The sequence below is a fragment of the Glycomyces endophyticus genome (genome assembly GCF_039531525.1).
GTDB classification, from domain to species: domain Bacteria; phylum Actinomycetota; class Actinomycetes; order Mycobacteriales; family Micromonosporaceae; genus Glycomyces; species Glycomyces endophyticus.
Genome location: NZ_BAAAQF010000002.1, coordinates 255,370 through 270,505 on the forward strand (window position 1 = coordinate 255,370; position 15,136 = coordinate 270,505).

Consider the following 15,136-nt stretch of genomic DNA (forward strand, 5'->3'; position numbering starts at 1 on the left):
CGGCGCTAGCAGGTGTATTGCACCCGCGGCCCGGGCGGGTCGAGCCTCGCGGCCTACGTGGGCCAGGTGCGCCAGTGCATCCACGACTTGGACGGGGTGGGGCCGCGCTGGTCCTGGTAGCGGGAGAAGTTCGCGCCCTGGCCGTAGGGCTTCTCGGCGGGGCTGGAGAGCCCGAAGAGGCACAGCTGGCCGATCTTCATGCCGGGCCAGAGCGTGATGGGCAGGTTCGCGACGTTGGAGAGTTCGAGGGTGACGTGCCCGGAGAACCCGGGGTCGATGAACCCGGCGGTGGAGTGGGTGAGCAGGCCGAGGCGGCCGAGGCTGGACTTGCCTTCGAGGCGCGCGGCGAGGTCGGCGGGGAGGGAGACGACTTCGAGCGTGGAGGCGAGGACGAACTCGCTGGGGTGGAGCACGAAGGGCTCGTCGTCGGCGACCTCGACGGCGGAGGTGAGGTCGTCCTGCTGCTTGGCGGGGTCGATGTGCGTGTACTTCTGGTTGTTGAAGACCCGGAAGCGGCGGTCGAGGCGCACGTCGATGCTGGAGGGCTGCACGAGCTCCTCGTCGAACGGGTCGATGCCGAGGCGGCCCGACTTGACGGCATCGAGGATGTCGCGATCGCTAAGCAGCATGCGCCCAGGTTAACGGGGTCCTCTCCGTGGGAGGAGGAGGGCCCGCCGGGCGATGGCGCGCGTGACCGTGGTGCGCGTTCGTCCGAGGCCCGCACGCGGCCGTGGCTCGCTCGCGACCGAGGTTCAGGCCGGCTGCGGCGGGCGCCTGACCGGGGGCACGCCGCGGTGCACGCCCGACCGGGGTTCATGCCGCGGTGCACGCCCGGCCGGGGTTCACGCTCCGGGCGGCAGCGCGTAGGCGACGGTGCCGAGGTCGACGTACTCCCAGCCATCGGGGACGAGGTCGGCGCACTGGTCGAGGTCTTCGGCGCAGACGATCGCGTCGACCGTCTCCGGGTCGGCGCCCGGGTGGCCGGGGACGACGGAGTCGAGGGCGACGATCTCGGCGTCGGGCAGGAGGATCCACCAGGGGTACTCCCAGGAGTCGTTCCCCTGGACGAGCCCGACGGTCTGCGGGCCGGCGGCGGCGACCGCGTCGGCGGCGGCCTCGTACTGCGGGAGCCATTCGAGGCGGCGCACGAACCGCTCCTCCATGTCGGTGAGGCTAAAGACCGACCAGGCGCCGGTGAGGCGCCGCGGGTAGCCGTACGCGACGGTGAGGAGGCCGGCGACGGCGGCGAGGACCGCGAACACGGAGATGACGGCGACGGCGGCGCGGCGGCGGCGCTTGTCGCCGGCGGAGCGGGCGATGCCCTTGACGAGGGCGGCGGCGAGGAGTCCGGCGGCGGGTGCGCCGAGGACGACGAGGAAGACGACGAGCCGGTTCACCCAGGGCTGCCACGAGACGGTGCAGGCGACGGCGATGAAGGCGAACGCGAGCGCCCCGGCGTAGGCGCGGCGCAGCCGCGGGCCCTTGACGGCGAACCACACGAGTCCTGCGAGCGAGGCGAGCCCGGTGAGGGGGAACGCGGCGCGGTCCTCGTCGGGGTACCAGGCGGGGACGGGGAACTCGCTGGAGCCGAAGGTGATCCGGGGGTCGTTGGGGTCGACGCCGAGGAGGCCGGCGAGGCCGTTGATCGCGGCGGCGGTGGCGTCGGAGAGGAAGAACAGCGGCGTGTCGAGGTTGGTGTGGGCGATGCGGAGCGCGTTGACGAGCAGCAGGCGCGGGTCGGCTGTCTGGACGCCGATGGAGTCGCGCAGCACGGGCGGGCCGAGGGGGCTGCCGAAGGCGTCCTGCATGCGGGCGAGGAAGGGCCCGGCGATGACGAGCATGAGCGCGATGACGGCGAGCGAGGCGAGGACGGTCTTGCCGCGGGAGGCCCAGGCGCGGGAGGCGTCGGCGCGCGAGCAGCGGGCGGGGCTGCGGCCGCACAGGCAGGGGCGGCGGCGGTGGCGGTCGCGCGCGAGGCGGCCGATGCCCCAGATGAGGAGGAGCGGCGCGGCGGCGAGGAGGCCGGTGGTCTTGGTGACGGCGATGAGGCCCAGGGCGAGGCCGAGGTAGAGCGCGTCGGTGCCGGGGGCGGCGGCGCGGAGTGCGGCGCCGTGGGCGTCACCCGGTCGTGTGAACTCGTCGAGGACGACGGTGGCGAGGGCGGCGACCCAGGCGGCGGCGACGAGGTCGACCTGGGTGGAGGTGGCCTGGAGCAGGATCTCGGGGGTGGTGGCGAGGACGAAGACGGTGGCGAGCTGGGCGAGGGGGCCGCCGCCGAGCTGCGCGGTGATGCGGGAGGCGGCGAGGATCGCGCCGATGCCGGCGAGGTATTGGAGGAGGTTGTAGGCGCCGTCGCCGCCGGAGAGGAGGCGGAGGTGGGTGAGGAGGTATTCGGCGCCGGGGCCGAGGTCGACCTGGCGGTGGATCTCGGTGGCGTAGACGGCGACGGAGGCGTTCCGGACCCAGTGCTCGATGCGCGGCAGGTGGTACGTCTGGGAGTCGAAGTTGTTGGGGGAGGAGGCGATCGCGAGGACGGCGGCGCTGATGGCGAGGATCGCGATGACGCATCCGACGGCCCACTGCCACGCGGGGGCCGCGGCGGCGGCGCTCTTGGTGCGGCGCCAGGTGCGGCGGGTGGCGCCGCGGCGGGAGCGCAGTTCTTCGCGGAGCACGTCGAGGGACTGGCCGCGCACGCCCTCGGGGTCGACGTCCTTGACGCACCTGACGACGACCGCGGCGGCGACGGCGACGGTGGCGCCGATCCAGGCGGCGAGGATCGTCCCGGTGGTGAGCGCCTCGAACGCGGAGGCGGCCTCCACGACTGCTATCGCGAAGGCGCCCAACAGGAGCGATGACCGGACGATCGCCAGGCGGGCGGGGGCGAGGACCGCCCCGTCGCGGGGCCGCAGCGCGTAGGCGAGGGCTGGGAGCAGGGCCAGGAGCCACAGGACGGGCAGCACCGCTCCATTCAACACGACCCGGTCCGGCGGACGGCGGCGCGGCGGGCTCGCGTTATGGTTATGCAATCGTGTTCGAACGCGCGGGGATGGAGCAGCAAGATGCTGTTGTCAGTACTCGTCCCGGTATTCAATGAGGAACGCCTCGCAGCTGGGACCCTGAAAGAGCTGCTCGCGGTGGACTTCCCCGGGGAGACCGAGATCGTCGTGGTCGACGACGGCTCGCGGGACCGCTCCTGGGAGGTCTTGCAGTCCTTTGAGGACAATTCGCGGATCAGGTTGATCCGCCACGACCGCAACAAGGGCAAGGGCGCGGCCATCCGCACCGCGGCCAAGGCCGCGACCGGCGACAACATCGTGGTGTTCGACGCCGACGGCGAGTACGACGCCGCCGACCTCCCCCGGCTCCTCACGCCGGTGCTGGAGGGCAGGGCGTCGGTCGTCTACGGCTCGCGGTCCTTCGGCTCGCACTCGGCGTACTCGTTCTGGTACGTCATGGGCAACAAGGGGATCACGCTCGCCGCCAACATTCTTTTCAACTCGTACATCTCGGACCTGGAGACCTGCTACAAGCTCCTGCCGCGCCAGCTCTACCTCGACCTGAACATCCGCTCCGGCGGGTTCGGGATGGAGGCCGAGCTGACGGCGAAGCTCCTCAAGCGCGGCATCCGGCCTTACGAGGTCCCGATCTCGTACACGGCGCGCAGCCGCGAAGAGGGCAAGAAGATCACCTGGACGGACGGCGTTCAGGCGCTCTGGCTCCTCGGCCGCGAACGCGTCCGCCGCGGCGGACGCACCCGCCTCCCGCGGGCCTGAGCCGCGGCGTGGGCCTCACCCGCCCGCCGCAGGCCTGCGGGCGAACCCGCTTCCCGCAGGGTTGATTCGCGGCGACGGGCACTCCCGCCTCCCGCGGGCTTGACCCGATCGGGTGACAACGGCCCCTTCGGGGGCCGTTTTTGTCGGACCCGGGCGGGAGGGTGGGACCTTATATCTCCCCTGGGCGGGTGGGGGCTGGGGATGGAACTACTACTAGCCCACCCACCCGCCCTGCGGGCGGCGCGCGTTCGGTCCGCGGGATCACGCCGGGCGCATTCAGTCCAAGCGCGATCACGCCGGGCGCGTTCGGACCGAGCACGATCAGTCCAAGCCGGATCAGGCCGAGCACGAGCAGTCCAGCCACCTTCGATCCAGGGGCGAGCAGTCCAGTCGCTGTCAGTCCAGGATCACCACGTCGAGGCGGCGGGGGCCGTGGACGCCCTCGACGCGTTGGAGCTCGATGTCGCTGGTCGCCGAGGGCCCGGAGATCCAGGTCTGCGGCGCCCGCGGGTCCAGGCGCGGCAGCGCCTCGGCGAGGTGGCCCACGATCTGGTCGCGACGCACCACCACCACGTGGTGGTCGGGGACCAGCGTGAGCGCGCGGCGGCCCTGCGCCGCCCCGGCGTCCAGCATGATCGTGCCCGAGACGGCAACGGCCGCAGCGCAGCCGGTGAGCACAGCGTCGACGCCGTCGAGCTCCTCGGTGCGCAGCCCCCGGTCCTCCACGAACTCGGCGCCGCCGAGGCGCCACTCGGCCGGGAGGTCGGCCGGGACCGCGACGCGGCGGGCGCCCGCGAGGGCGTCGCCGATCGCGGCCGCGCCGTGGTGCACGTTCGCCTTGTAGTCGACGAGGCGGTCGATGAGCATCTCGACGATGTCGGTCCCGGCGTCCAGGGCCCGCCGGTACTCGCGGGGCACGTCGGGCGCGGGCGAGGCGTCCGCGAGCGCGGTGCGCATCCGCGCCAGGATCTCGTCGCGGGCGCTCATCGGTCGCGCTCCGCGGTGTCGGCGGGGATGCGCAGCGTCCATGCCCGGCTTGCGCGGGCGCTCGCCGTCCACACTCGGTGATCGCGGGCGCGCATCGCCCGCCGCCGGCCGTCGCGGGCGCTCAGCGCCCGTCCTCGCTCGTCACGGGTGCTCATCGCCCGCGCTCCTTCCACCAGTCGCGGAACGACTCCTGCGGCGGGACCGGCAAGTCCCGGCTCATAGTCCACTTCGAACCCGGGAACGGCAGTCGCCGCACGAACCCCTTGCGCCGCCACGGCATCGACCCGAAGCGCGCCGCCCGCAGCGCCGTCCGCCACAGCCGCGGGCGGGCCATCACGGCCTCGGCCGCGCCCATCGCCGCCCGTTCGCCCGCGTCGTGCGGGCCCTGCTGGCGCAGGTGGACGAGCACTTCGGGGATGTTGATCTTGACCGGGCAGACCTCGTAGCAGGCCCCGCACAGGCTGGAGGCGTACGGCAGGTCGTCGTGGCGGCCGGGCTCGAGCTGCGGCGCGAGGATCGCGCCGATCGGACCCGGGTAGACGTGCCCGTACGCGTGGCCGCCGGTCCGCTCGTACACCGGGCAGACGTTCAGGCACGCCGAGCACCGGATGCACGACAGCGCCTGCCGCCCGACCTCGTCGGCGAGCACCGTGGTGCGGCCGTTGTCGAGCAGGATGACGTGCACGTGCTTCGGCCCGTCGCCGTCGCGCACCCCGGTCCACACCGAGGTGTACGGGTTCATCCGCTCCCCGGTCGAGGAGCGCGGCAGCAGCTGCATGAAGACCTCGAGGTCGGCGAAGTCCGGGAGCAGCTTCTCGATCCCGACGACGCTGATGAGCGTCTCGGGCATCGTCAGGCACATGCGGCCGTTGCCCTCCGACTCCACCACGACCAGCGAGCCCGTCTCCGCCACGGCGAAGTTCGCCCCCGACACCGCGACCTTCGCCGACAGGAACCGGCGCCGCAGGTGCAGCCGCGCGGCCTCGGCCAGCGCGGCCGGGTCGTCGGTCAGGCCGGCGGGCGCGTCGCCCATGCGCTGGTCGAAGATGTCGCGGATCTCGCTGCGGTTGTAGTGGATCGCGGGGACGAGGATGTGACTGGGCTTGTCCTCGGCGAGCTGCACGATGAGCTCGGCGAGGTCGGTCTCGAAGGCCTTGAGACCCTCGGCCTCGAAGTGCTCGTTGAGCTCGATCTCCTGGGTCGCCATGGACTTGACCTTGACGACCTCCTCCGCACCGGCCTCCCGCACGAGGCGGGCGGCGATCTCGTTGGCCTCCTTGGCGTCCCGCGCCCAGTGGACGACGGCTCCGGCGGCGGTGGCGCGCTCCTCGAACCGGACGGCGAGTTCGGGGAGGCGGCGCTGCACGTTCGCCTTGACGGCGGCCGCGGTGTCGCGCAGCCGCTCCCAGTCGTCGAGCTCCCCGGCGACCTTGGCGCGCTTGGCCCGGATGGTGCCGGTGGCGTGGGCGAGGTTCTTGCGCAGCTGCGGCATCCCGAGGGCGACCTTGGCGGCCTTGGGGAACGGCTGGTCGGCCGGGATGAGGGAGGCGGCCGGCACGATGGCGGGGGCGCCCCCGGCGGAGCCCGTGACGCGGTCGGCGCTCATGCGGTGCTCGCCAGGATCTCGGCGTAGTGGATGGGCCGCGGGGCGGCGGGGCCGCCGGTGCGGTCCAGGCGGCTGATGCCGCCGCCGATGTGGGTGAGGCACGAGTTGTCGGCGGCGGCGAGGTACTCGGCGGAGGTCGCGGCGGCGTTCGCGCACTTGTCGGCGAGCATCGCGGAGGAGACCTCGGCGTTCTTGAGGGCGAAGGTGCCGCCGAAGCCGCAGCACTGGTCGGCGGCGGGCAGGTCGACGAGGTCGATGCCGTCGACGGCGCGCAGGAGGCGGAGCGGCTTGTCGCCCAGGCCGAGTGCGCGGGTGCCGTGGCAGGTCGGGTGGTAGGTGACGGTGTGGGGGAAGCGCGCACCGACGTCCTCGACGCCGGCGACGTCGATGAGGAACTCGGAGAGTTCGTGCACGCGCCGCCCGATGTCGGAGCCGGTGAGGTGCGGGTACTGGTCGCGGGCCATGGCGGCGCAGGAGCCGGAGGGGGTGACGATCGCGTCGTAGCCGCCGAAGACCCGGTCGAAGGCGCGGGCGAGCTTGGCGGCGTCCCGCTTGTAGCCGGAGTTGGCGTGCATCTGGCCGCAGCAGGTCTGCGCGGCGGGGAAGTCGACCTCGTAGCCGAGCCGCTCCAGGACCGTGACGACCGCTTTGGGCGTCTCGGGGAAGAGGGCGTCGTTGACGCAGGTGATGAACAGCGCTACGCGCTTCATCGCGCGGTCACCTCTTCTCGTTCGGGGCCTGTCCGGGGTCTCTCGTCCCGGGCCGGCGCGTCGTCGGCGGTTCGGTTCGTGCAGGTCGACGGCACGGCCGTCGGGTCGGGCGACCGGTTCCAGCGGGGCCGGCCGCCGAAGGTGGTTGGTGGCGGGCACCGGTGGCTGGGCCGCTGGGTTGCGGCCGAGTGCGGCCGGGCGACCGGTGGTCGCGCGTGGCGGCCGGGTGGCCGCTGTCGGGCCGCTGGATGCGGTCCGACGTGGTGTTCGGTCGGCGGCCGGTGGTCGCAGCCGACAGCTGGGCGTCGGTTCAGGCGGCCGCCGGGCCGCTGGGTTTCGGCCGGGTGACCGGTGGTCGCGCGTGGCGGCCGGGTAGCCGCTGTCGGGCCGCTGGGTGCGGTCCGACGTGGTGTTCGGTCGGCGGCCGGTGGTCGGGCCGCGCGGGCGGCCGGTCCGAGCGGGGCCGGACGCCGGTGGCCGGGCAGGAGCTCAGCCGTGTGGCCGTTGTCGTCAGCGGTTCGCTCTGGCGCGCTTGAGTCTCGGCGCGTTGGCGGCGTCTGCGGCGGTGAATGCGGCGGCGTGCCGCACCCGGGATCGTTCGAGGTGGCGGCGCATCGCCGCTTCGGCGGCAAGCGGTTGCTGGGCAATGATAGCCTCCGCGACCGCGAGATGCTCGGCCTCGGTCTCGCCGATCGACTCGGGCGCGATGTACGCGCGGTGGAGGTGGAGGTGCGCGTCGAGACGCCGGATCGCCTTGGCGATCTGGACGCTCCCGCTCAGCGCGGCCACCGAGTCGTGGAACCGCTTGTCCGCCTCGGTGAACGCGAGCTTCCCGGCCCCCGGCGCGGGAGTGCGCGCCGACTCGAGGAGGAGCGCCAGGTCGGCCGCATCAGCGGCGGGGGCGGGGTCGGCCCCGGCCGGGCCTCCCGCGCGGTCCCGCAGCGCGCCTCGGCCGGACGCGGTGTCGGAGCCAGACGCGGTGTCGGAGCCTCCGGCCGCGCCGGGGCCCTCGGCGTCCGCCGCCGGGGCGCGTTCGGCCGCCCGGCGGGCCGCCAGCGGTTCGAGCATCATGCGGAGGTCGAAGAGGTCGGCGAACTCGGCGGCCGAGAGCAGCGGCTCGACCGTGTACCCGCTCAGCGGCCGCCGGGCCAGCAGGCCCTCGGACTCCAAGCGCGCCAGCGCCTCCCGGATCGGCGTCTGCGAGAACGCCAGCTCCTTCGCCATGCCGTCGATGCTCAGCTTCGCCCCGGGGGCGAGGTCGGAGCGCATGATGCGGGCCTTCAACTCGGCGTAGGCGTCATCGGCGAGCGTCCGCTTCGCGGCGGCGGGAGCCGCGAGCAGCGCACCAGGTGCCGAGCGCGGAGCGGCGGAAGCTGAAAGCAAGGAGGAGGAGGAGTGGGAGGAGGGAACCGTGGGCGATGAGGAGGGAGCCGTGAGCGAGGCGGCGTCGGCCGTCTCGGCGGGCGCCCGCTTCACGTCGCGGGACCCGATCGCCGCCTCCGCGGGCGCTCGCTTCACATCACGAGACCCGACCTCCGTCTCCGCGGGCGCTCGCTTCCCGGGGCCATCGGACGCCCGCTTCACATCACGAGACCCGACCGCCGCCTCCGCGGGCGCCCGCTTCCCAGAGCCGTCCGCGGCGCGGGCCTCGGGGGCCTGGTCGGCGGTTCGGCCGGCGGTGCCGATCGGGCTGCCGGTCAGACTGCCGGTCGGCGGGGGAACGGCGTCGTCGCGAGCACGGCCGTCGCGGGCACGCTCGACGCGATCGCGGTCGATCACCTTGCGGGCCTGCGCATCGCGCGTCACCGCCGCGGGTCGGCCGTCGTCGGGCCCGGGGGTCGGGTCGGCAGCGCGCGGTTCATCCGCCGGTCGCCTCGGCGTGGCGGGGTCTTCGGCCGGAGTTCGGGTACCGGCCCCGGTGGCGCTCGCTGTCATGCCGAATATCCTATAGGATAGTGTCGCGACGGGCGTTCGAGTGCTGGACCAACCCGTGGAAACACCCCCATATGTCCCGCATTGGAGACCCTGTGAGCGCTCACCAGTCCGCGCTGCCGGTTCGGCGGCTGGGTTCCACCGATGTCGCCGTCTCCGCCGTCGGGCTCGGGTGCGCCCCGCTCGGCGGTCTGTTCTCCCCCGTCGACCCGGCGGTCGCCACCGCCACCGTCGACGCCGCGTGGAACGGCGGCGTCCGCCACTTCGACACCGCGCCCCACTACGGCGCCGGCCTCTCCGAGCTGCGCCTCGGCAACGCGCTCGCCCCGAGGGACCGCGCCGAGTACACCCTCTCCACCAAGCTCGGCCGCGTCCTGGTCGACCACGAGGGGCAGTGGGACCTCTGGGCCGAGCCGAACGGCAAGCGCGCCGACTTCGACTTCTCCTACCGCGCCGCCTACGACTCCTACCTGGGCAGCCTCGAACGCCTCGGCGCCGAGCGCGTCGAGATCGGCCTCATCCACGACGCCGACGAGCACAAGGACGCCGCCCTCGCAGGCACCTACCGCGCCCTCGCCGAACTCAAGGCCGGAGGGAGGATCGGCGCGATCGGCATCGGCATGAACTCGACCGACGACGCCGCCGACCTCATCGAGCGCGCCGAGTTCGACACCGCGCTCATCGCGGGCCGCTACACCCTCCTCGACCAGTCCGCGCTCGACCGGCTCTACCCCCTGTGCCTCGACCGCGGGGTCTCGGTGATCGCCGCTGGGGTCTTCAACTCCGGCATCCTCGCCGACCCGAAGCCGGGCGCGACCTTCAACTACGCCGCCGCCGAGCCGCGCATGGTCGCGAAGGCACAGGCCGTGGCCGCGATCTGCGAGCGCCACGAGACTCCGTTGCGGGCCGCCGCGCTCCAGTTCACCGCCGCGCACCCCGCCGTCGCGTCGATCCTCGTCGGCGCCCGAAACCCCTCTGAGGTCGACGACGCCCTCGCGATGTACGCCCATCCGATCCCCGGCGAGCTGTGGCACGACCTCAAGCGCGCCGGACTCCTTGCCGAGGAGGCACCCGTCCCATGACGGCTACGCTCGTCATCGATGCGCACCACCACGTCTGGACCGCCGACTACCCCTGGCTCGCAAGCAGACCGGAGTTCGCGCCGATCCGGCGCGACTACGGCGTCGCCGACCTGCGCGCCAACCTCAAGGCGGCCCGCGTCGACCGCACCATCCTCGTCGAGGCCGCGTGGGGCCACCCCTCCGAGACCGTCGAGTTCCTGCACCTCGCGGGCGCCACGGAGGAGATCGCGGGCGTCGTCGGCTTCGCCGACCTGCTCGACCCCGGTCTGGTGAACACGTTGGCCCGCTACGAGAACCATCCGCGCGCCCGCTACCTCGTGGGCCTGCGCGACCAGGTCCAGGCCCGCCCCGAGCCCGGGTTCCTGGCCCGGCCCGAGGTGATCCAGGCGCTGAAGACGGTGAGCCAGCACGTGCCCACCTTCGACCTCGTGGTCCGCGTCGACCAGCTCGCGGCCGCCGCCGAGGCCGCGGCCGCGGTCCCCGAGCTCACCTTCGTGCTCGACCACCTCGGCAAGCCGCAGGTCCGCGACGGCCAGGCCGGGCTCCGCGCCTGGCGCGAGGCCGTGGCCCCGCTCGCCAAGCGCCCCAACGCGGTCGCGAAGCTCTCGGGCCTGGTCACCGAGGCCGACTGGGCGCGCTGGACCCCGGCCGACCTGCGCCCGTTCGTGCAGACCGCCCTCGAACTGTTCGGCCCCGACCGCCTCATGTTCGGCTCCGACTGGCCCGTCTGCGAACTGGCCGCCACTTACACCCGCGTCAAGGACGCCCTCACCGAGGTCCTCGGCCGCCCCGACCCCGACGTCTTCGGCGGCACCGCCGCCAAGGTCTACCAGCTAGGAGAGCTATGAAGTACCTGCGCATCGGACAGCCCGGCTACGAGACCCCCGTGGCCCTCCACGAGGGCAAGTACTACGACCTCTCCGGCCCGATCGGAGACGTCGACGGCGAGTTCCTCGCCCGCGGCGGCGTCAAGACCGTGGCCGGCTTCCCCGAGATCGACATCGCGGGCGAGCGCATCGCCCCGCCGATCGCCAAGCCGAACGCGGTCGTCTGCATCGGCATGAACTACGCCGCGCACTGCGCCGAGTCCGGCGCCGAGCCCCCGGCCGAGCCGGTCGTGTTCTACAAGCACCCCAACACGATCGTGGGCCCGAACGACGACGTGCAGATCCCCCGCGGCTCGCAGCGGACCGACTGGGAGGTGGAGCTCGGCGTCGTCTTCGCCAAGCCCGCGTCCTATCTGGAGTCCGAGGAGGCCGCACTCGACGCCATCGCCGGATTCGTCGTCGCCAACGACCTCTCCGAGCGCGAGTTCCAGATCGAGCGCTCCGGAGGCCAGTTCTCCAAGGGCAAGGCCTGCCCGACCTTCACCCCGCTCGGCCCGTGGCTGGTCACCCCCGACGAGATCGACGACGTGCAGTCGCTCCGCATGTGGTCCAAGGTGAACGGCGAGACCCGCCAGGACTCGAACTCGAAGGACATGATCTTCTCCGTCGCGACGATCATCCACCACATGTCGCAGTTCATGGCCTTCGACGCCGGCGACCTGCTCCTCACCGGCACCCCCGAGGGCGTCGCCCTCTCCGGCCGGTTCCCGTACCTGCGGGCCGGCGACACGGTCGAGGTCGGCATCGAGGGCCTGGGCGCCACGAAGAACCCCACGGTGCAGGCGTGACCCGCCGCGCCGCCGCTCCCGGGAGCCGCCGGTGACGATCACGGCCGTGGACGTCGTCGACGTCCGCTTCCCCACCTCGCGCAGCCTCGACGGCTCCGACGCGATGAACCCCGACCCCGACTACTCCGCCGCCTACGTGGTCCTCCACGCCGACGACGGGTTCGAGGGCCACGGCTTCACCTTCACGATCGGGCGCGGCAACGACCTGTGCTGCGCCGCGATCGAGACGCTCAGCGAGTACGTGGTCGGCATCGACGTGCACGGCCCCGCCGATCTCGGCGACCTGTACAAGCGCCTCACCCACGACTCGCAGATCCGCTGGCTCGGACCGGAGAAGGGGGTCATGCACCTCGCGGCGGCCGCCCTGGTGAACGCCGCCTGGGACCTCGCCTCCCGCCGCGCCGGCCTCCCGCTGTGGAAGTACCTCTCCTCCCTCACGCCCGAGGAGGTCGTCGCCTGCGTCGACTGGCGCTACCTCAGCGACGCCCTCACCCCCGAAGCGGCCCTTGGCATCCTGCGCGCCGCCGAGGACGGCAAGGCCGAGCGGATCGCCGAGGTCGAGCGCGAGGGCTACCCCGCGTACACGACCTCCCCGGGCTGGCTCGGCTACGACGACGAGAAGGTCGTGCGCCTCGCCCGCGAGGCCGTCGCCCAGGGCTACCGGCAGATCAAGCTCAAGGTGGGCGCCGACCTGGAGGACGACCGCCGCCGCTTCGCCGCGGCCCGCGCCGCCGTCGGCCCGCACATCCGCATCGCGGTCGACGCGAACCAGCGCTGGGACGTCGACCAGGCCGTGGAGTGGACGAAGGCCCTCGCCGAGTTCGACCCGTGGTGGATCGAGGAGCCCACGAGCCCCGACGACATCCTGGGCCACGCCGCGATCCGCAAGGCCCTCGCGCCCATCAAGGTCGCCACCGGCGAGCACGTGCACAACCGGGTCATGTTCAAGCAGCTCCTCCAGGCCGGCGCGATCGACTTCCTCCAGATGGACGCCGCCCGCGTCGCCGGGGTCAACGAGAACCTCGCGATCCTCCTGCTCGCCAAGCACTTCGACGTGCCGGTCTGCCCCCACGCGGGCGGGGTCGGCCTGTGCGAGCTGGTCTGCCACCTCTCGATGTTCGACTACACCTCGGTCAGCGCGACCCTGGAGGACCGGGTCATCGAGTACGTCGACCACCTCCACGAGCACTTCACCGAGCCCACCGTCATCGAGGACGGCCGGTACCGGGCGCCGAGCGCCCCCGGCTTCTCCGCCGAGATGAAGTGGGAGAGCCTGCAACGCTTCGCCTACCCCAATGGTCCTGAATGGAGGGACAACGCATGAGCGGTCTCGAAGGCCTCACCGTCGTGGTCTCCGGCGGCTCCTCCGGCATCGGCGCGGCCGCGGCCGACGCCTTCGCCGGGCGGGGCGCGAACGTCGCGGTCCTCGACCTCAACCCGAGCGAGACGCACTGGTCCACCCGGTGCGACGTGGCCGACGACAACCAGGTCCGCCTCGCGGTCGCCGCCGTCGTCGATCACTTCGGCGGGGTCGACGTCCTCGTCAACAACGCCGGGATCGGCGCGGTCGGCACCGTGGAGGAGAACTCCGACAAGCAGTGGTTCCGGGTCCTCGACGTGAACCTCCTCGGCATGGTCCGCCTCGCCCGCGCCTGCCTCCCGCACCTGCGCGAGTCGGCCGCCCCGGCGATCGTCAACACCTCCTCGATCGCCGCGACCGCCGGGCTCGTCAAGCGCGCCCTGTACTCGGCCTCCAAGGGCGCGGTCCAGTCGCTGACCATGGCGATGGCCGCCGACCATGTGGCCGAGGGCATCCGCGTCAACTGCGTCAACCCCGGCACCGCCGACACCCCGTGGGTCCAGCGCCTCCTCGACCAGGCCGACGACCCGGCCGCCGAGCGCGCCCGCCTCGAGGCGCGCCAGCCCACGGGCCGGCTCGTCTCCGCCGAGGAGGTCGCGAACGCGATCGTCTACCTCGCCGACCCGGCCAACAAGGCCCTCACCGGCACCAGCCTCGCCGTGGACGGCGGCATGTCGGGCCTGCGCATCGTCAAGGCGTGATCGCCGCAGAGCGGCCGTCACCGAAGGCGCCGATCATCCGAAAAGGATCGGCGCCTTCGGCGTCTCCGGCGCGTGATACCCGATCGGGGGCCCTCGGACTGCGATGCTGCACGGGAACCGCTCATCGACACCCATGGAGACGTATATGACCGAGGACATGCTCACCGCGAAGATCGCGCACGGCTTCGACTACCTGGACGCCGACGGCGACGGACTGCTCAGCGAGGAGGACCACGTCGTCCTCGGCCAGCGCGCCGCCGCCGAACTCGGCCACGCCCCCGGCTCCGTCGAGGAGGGCTGGATCATCGCCGCCTACGTCGACATCTGGACCGGCCTGCACCGCCCGCACCTGCCCGAGGGCGAGGACGTCATCGACAAGGCGACCTTCGTCGCCGCCACGCGGACGCTCGCCGGCGACCCGGCCGCCGCCGACGCGACCGTGGGCAAGCTCGCCCGGACCTTCCACTCGATCGCCGACGCCGACGGCTCGGGAGACGTCAACCGCGACGAGTTCAAGCGGTTCTCCCGCTCCCACTTCCCGAACCTCGGCGACGAGGACATCGCGACGGCCTTCAAGCACCTCGACATCGACGGCGACGGCACCCTCACCGAGGAGGAGTTCGTCGGCGCGGTCGTGGAGTACTGGTCGAGCACCGACCCCGAGGCCCCCGGCAACTGGTGGATGGGCGAGCCGGTCTACGAGCGCTGACGGCCGGCCGCGAGCAGCCAGGGCGAGGGAGTCATCCCTCGCCTTTTTTGCTGCGCTGGCACCGGTGGGCCTGCGGGGCCGGGCGCATCCGGGTCGGGGTTCGAGCGGGCGGCGACGATAGGTGGGCGGTGGGGCCGGGTCGGGCCTGACACCTTGGGGCGCAGGAGGCTCGCGGGCGAACATGAAAGCATTGCCCACTTGCGGGTGATGACAGCCAGGACCGTGCGAGAGACAATTGGAGTACGCACAAGGACAGGGAAATCGTACGGGTGTCGAGCGGTGTAAGCAGACTGAGCCAAGCCTCTGGCCGACCGGCAAACCAGACTTTCTCCGAGGCACGCGGGCCCAGCACGACCGGGCCGGAACGCAGATCTCATCCTCCGGTGCTATCGCGACCCGCAGCAGTCAACGGCCCCATCAGGGGTCGTGATCGGGCGGCAGACCTGGGGAAGGGATCACCTCGACCGCAGGCAGTGCTCCTTACGAGGCACACGTCAGCAGCAGCCACCACGACCGATCAGGCCGGAACACCGACCACGCGAACCGCGGAGCCACCCGCCGGGCATTAGAGGACCCGGCACGGCATCGCAGCGAAGACGCG

14 protein-coding genes are annotated in these 15,136 nt (G+C 72.7%); 7 read left to right on the plus strand and 7 right to left on the minus strand.

Annotated elements, in window-relative coordinates; translation table 11 throughout:
* Positions 1-53: 53 nt before the first annotated feature.
* Entirely contained in the window at positions 54-629 is a 576-nt protein-coding gene (gene dcd, locus ABD419_RS01940) for a dCTP deaminase (protein WP_344481075.1), read from the minus strand.
* A gap of 213 nt (positions 630-842) precedes the next feature.
* Positions 843-2,960, minus strand: a complete 2,118-nt coding sequence (locus tag ABD419_RS01945; RefSeq protein WP_344481077.1) for a hypothetical protein — start codon at positions 2,958-2,960, stop codon at positions 843-845.
* A gap of 99 nt (positions 2,961-3,059) precedes the next feature.
* Between ABD419_RS01945 and ABD419_RS01950 the strand changes: the two genes are divergently transcribed.
* On the plus strand, positions 3,060-3,773 hold the full coding sequence (locus ABD419_RS01950; protein ID WP_344481080.1) for a glycosyltransferase family 2 protein: 714 nt from the start codon (positions 3,060-3,062) through the stop codon (positions 3,771-3,773).
* Between the two features lie 396 nt (positions 3,774-4,169).
* Here the strand turns inward: ABD419_RS01950 and ABD419_RS01955 are convergent, their stop codons facing one another.
* The 5 genes from ABD419_RS01955 to ABD419_RS01975 all read right to left on the minus strand — a co-directional run bounded on the left by ABD419_RS01955 (position 4,170) and on the right by ABD419_RS01975 (position 8,459).
* On the minus strand, positions 4,170-4,760 hold the full coding sequence (locus ABD419_RS01955) for a LutC/YkgG family protein (RefSeq protein ID WP_344481082.1): 591 nt from the start codon (positions 4,758-4,760) through the stop codon (positions 4,170-4,172).
* Positions 4,757-4,915: a hypothetical protein gene (locus ABD419_RS01960; RefSeq protein ID WP_344481084.1), complete on the minus strand. Its 159-nt coding sequence runs from the start codon at positions 4,913-4,915 to the stop codon at positions 4,757-4,759. Before ABD419_RS01960 ends, ABD419_RS01955 begins: the two co-directional genes overlap by 4 nt.
* Complete coding sequence (locus tag ABD419_RS01965; protein ID WP_344481086.1) at positions 4,912-6,366, minus strand: LutB/LldF family L-lactate oxidation iron-sulfur protein; 1,455 nt, start codon at positions 6,364-6,366, stop codon at positions 4,912-4,914. Before ABD419_RS01965 ends, ABD419_RS01960 begins: the two co-directional genes overlap by 4 nt.
* Positions 6,363-7,076: a (Fe-S)-binding protein gene (locus ABD419_RS01970; protein WP_344481088.1), complete on the minus strand. Its 714-nt coding sequence runs from the start codon at positions 7,074-7,076 to the stop codon at positions 6,363-6,365. Before ABD419_RS01970 ends, ABD419_RS01965 begins: the two co-directional genes overlap by 4 nt.
* 510 nt (positions 7,077-7,586) lie before the next feature.
* The gene (locus tag ABD419_RS01975) at positions 7,587-8,459 is read right to left on the minus strand and encodes a GntR family transcriptional regulator (protein ID WP_344481090.1); all 873 of its coding nucleotides are present in this window, start codon (positions 8,457-8,459) and stop codon (positions 7,587-7,589) included.
* 644 nt (positions 8,460-9,103) lie between these two features.
* On the opposite strand from ABD419_RS01975, the gene ABD419_RS01980 reads away from it, so the two are divergent.
* The 6 genes from ABD419_RS01980 to ABD419_RS02005 all read left to right on the plus strand — a co-directional run bounded on the left by ABD419_RS01980 (position 9,104) and on the right by ABD419_RS02005 (position 14,535).
* Complete coding sequence (locus tag ABD419_RS01980; protein WP_344481093.1) at positions 9,104-10,090, plus strand: aldo/keto reductase; 987 nt, start codon at positions 9,104-9,106, stop codon at positions 10,088-10,090.
* Complete coding sequence (locus ABD419_RS01985) at positions 10,087-10,938, plus strand: amidohydrolase family protein (RefSeq protein WP_344481096.1); 852 nt, start codon at positions 10,087-10,089, stop codon at positions 10,936-10,938. Before ABD419_RS01980 ends, ABD419_RS01985 begins: the two co-directional genes overlap by 4 nt.
* Positions 10,935-11,765 carry a fumarylacetoacetate hydrolase family protein gene (locus ABD419_RS01990; protein ID WP_344481099.1) on the plus strand — a complete coding sequence of 277 codons (831 nt, stop codon included), beginning with the start codon at positions 10,935-10,937 and terminating at the stop codon, positions 11,763-11,765. The genes ABD419_RS01985 and ABD419_RS01990 overlap by 4 nt, the downstream gene beginning before the upstream one ends.
* A gap of 31 nt (positions 11,766-11,796) precedes the next feature.
* The gene (locus ABD419_RS01995; protein WP_344481100.1) at positions 11,797-13,089 is read left to right on the plus strand and encodes an enolase C-terminal domain-like protein; all 1,293 of its coding nucleotides are present in this window, start codon (positions 11,797-11,799) and stop codon (positions 13,087-13,089) included.
* Positions 13,086-13,826, plus strand: a complete 741-nt coding sequence (locus tag ABD419_RS02000; RefSeq protein ID WP_344481102.1) for an SDR family NAD(P)-dependent oxidoreductase — start codon at positions 13,086-13,088, stop codon at positions 13,824-13,826. The genes ABD419_RS01995 and ABD419_RS02000 overlap by 4 nt, the downstream gene beginning before the upstream one ends.
* A 145-nt stretch (positions 13,827-13,971) precedes the next feature.
* On the plus strand, positions 13,972-14,535 hold the full coding sequence (locus ABD419_RS02005; RefSeq protein ID WP_344481105.1) for an EF-hand domain-containing protein: 564 nt from the start codon (positions 13,972-13,974) through the stop codon (positions 14,533-14,535).
* Positions 14,536-15,136 lie beyond the last annotated feature (601 nt).

Bases quoted from the DNA above. Each gene is read 5' to 3' on its own strand.
- ABD419_RS01955 (WP_344481082.1), bottom strand. From the start codon at position 4,760: ATGAGCGCCCGCGACGAGATCCTGGCGCGGATGCGCACCGCGCTCGCG.
- ABD419_RS01965 (WP_344481086.1), bottom strand. From the start codon at position 6,366: ATGAGCGCCGACCGCGTCACGGGCTCCGCCGGGGGCGCCCCCGCCATC.
- ABD419_RS01990 (WP_344481099.1), top strand. From the start codon at position 10,935: ATGAAGTACCTGCGCATCGGACAGCCCGGCTACGAGACCCCCGTGGCC.
- ABD419_RS02005 (WP_344481105.1), top strand. From the start codon at position 13,972: ATGACCGAGGACATGCTCACCGCGAAGATCGCGCACGGCTTCGACTAC.
- dcd (WP_344481075.1), bottom strand. From the start codon at position 629: ATGCTGCTTAGCGATCGCGACATCCTCGATGCCGTCAAGTCGGGCCGC.
- ABD419_RS01970 (WP_344481088.1), bottom strand. From the start codon at position 7,076: ATGAAGCGCGTAGCGCTGTTCATCACCTGCGTCAACGACGCCCTCTTC.
- ABD419_RS01985 (WP_344481096.1), top strand. From the start codon at position 10,087: ATGACGGCTACGCTCGTCATCGATGCGCACCACCACGTCTGGACCGCC.
- ABD419_RS02000 (WP_344481102.1), top strand. From the start codon at position 13,086: ATGAGCGGTCTCGAAGGCCTCACCGTCGTGGTCTCCGGCGGCTCCTCC.
- ABD419_RS01960 (WP_344481084.1), bottom strand. From the start codon at position 4,915: ATGAGCACCCGTGACGAGCGAGGACGGGCGCTGAGCGCCCGCGACGGC.
- ABD419_RS01950 (WP_344481080.1), top strand. From the start codon at position 3,060: ATGCTGTTGTCAGTACTCGTCCCGGTATTCAATGAGGAACGCCTCGCA.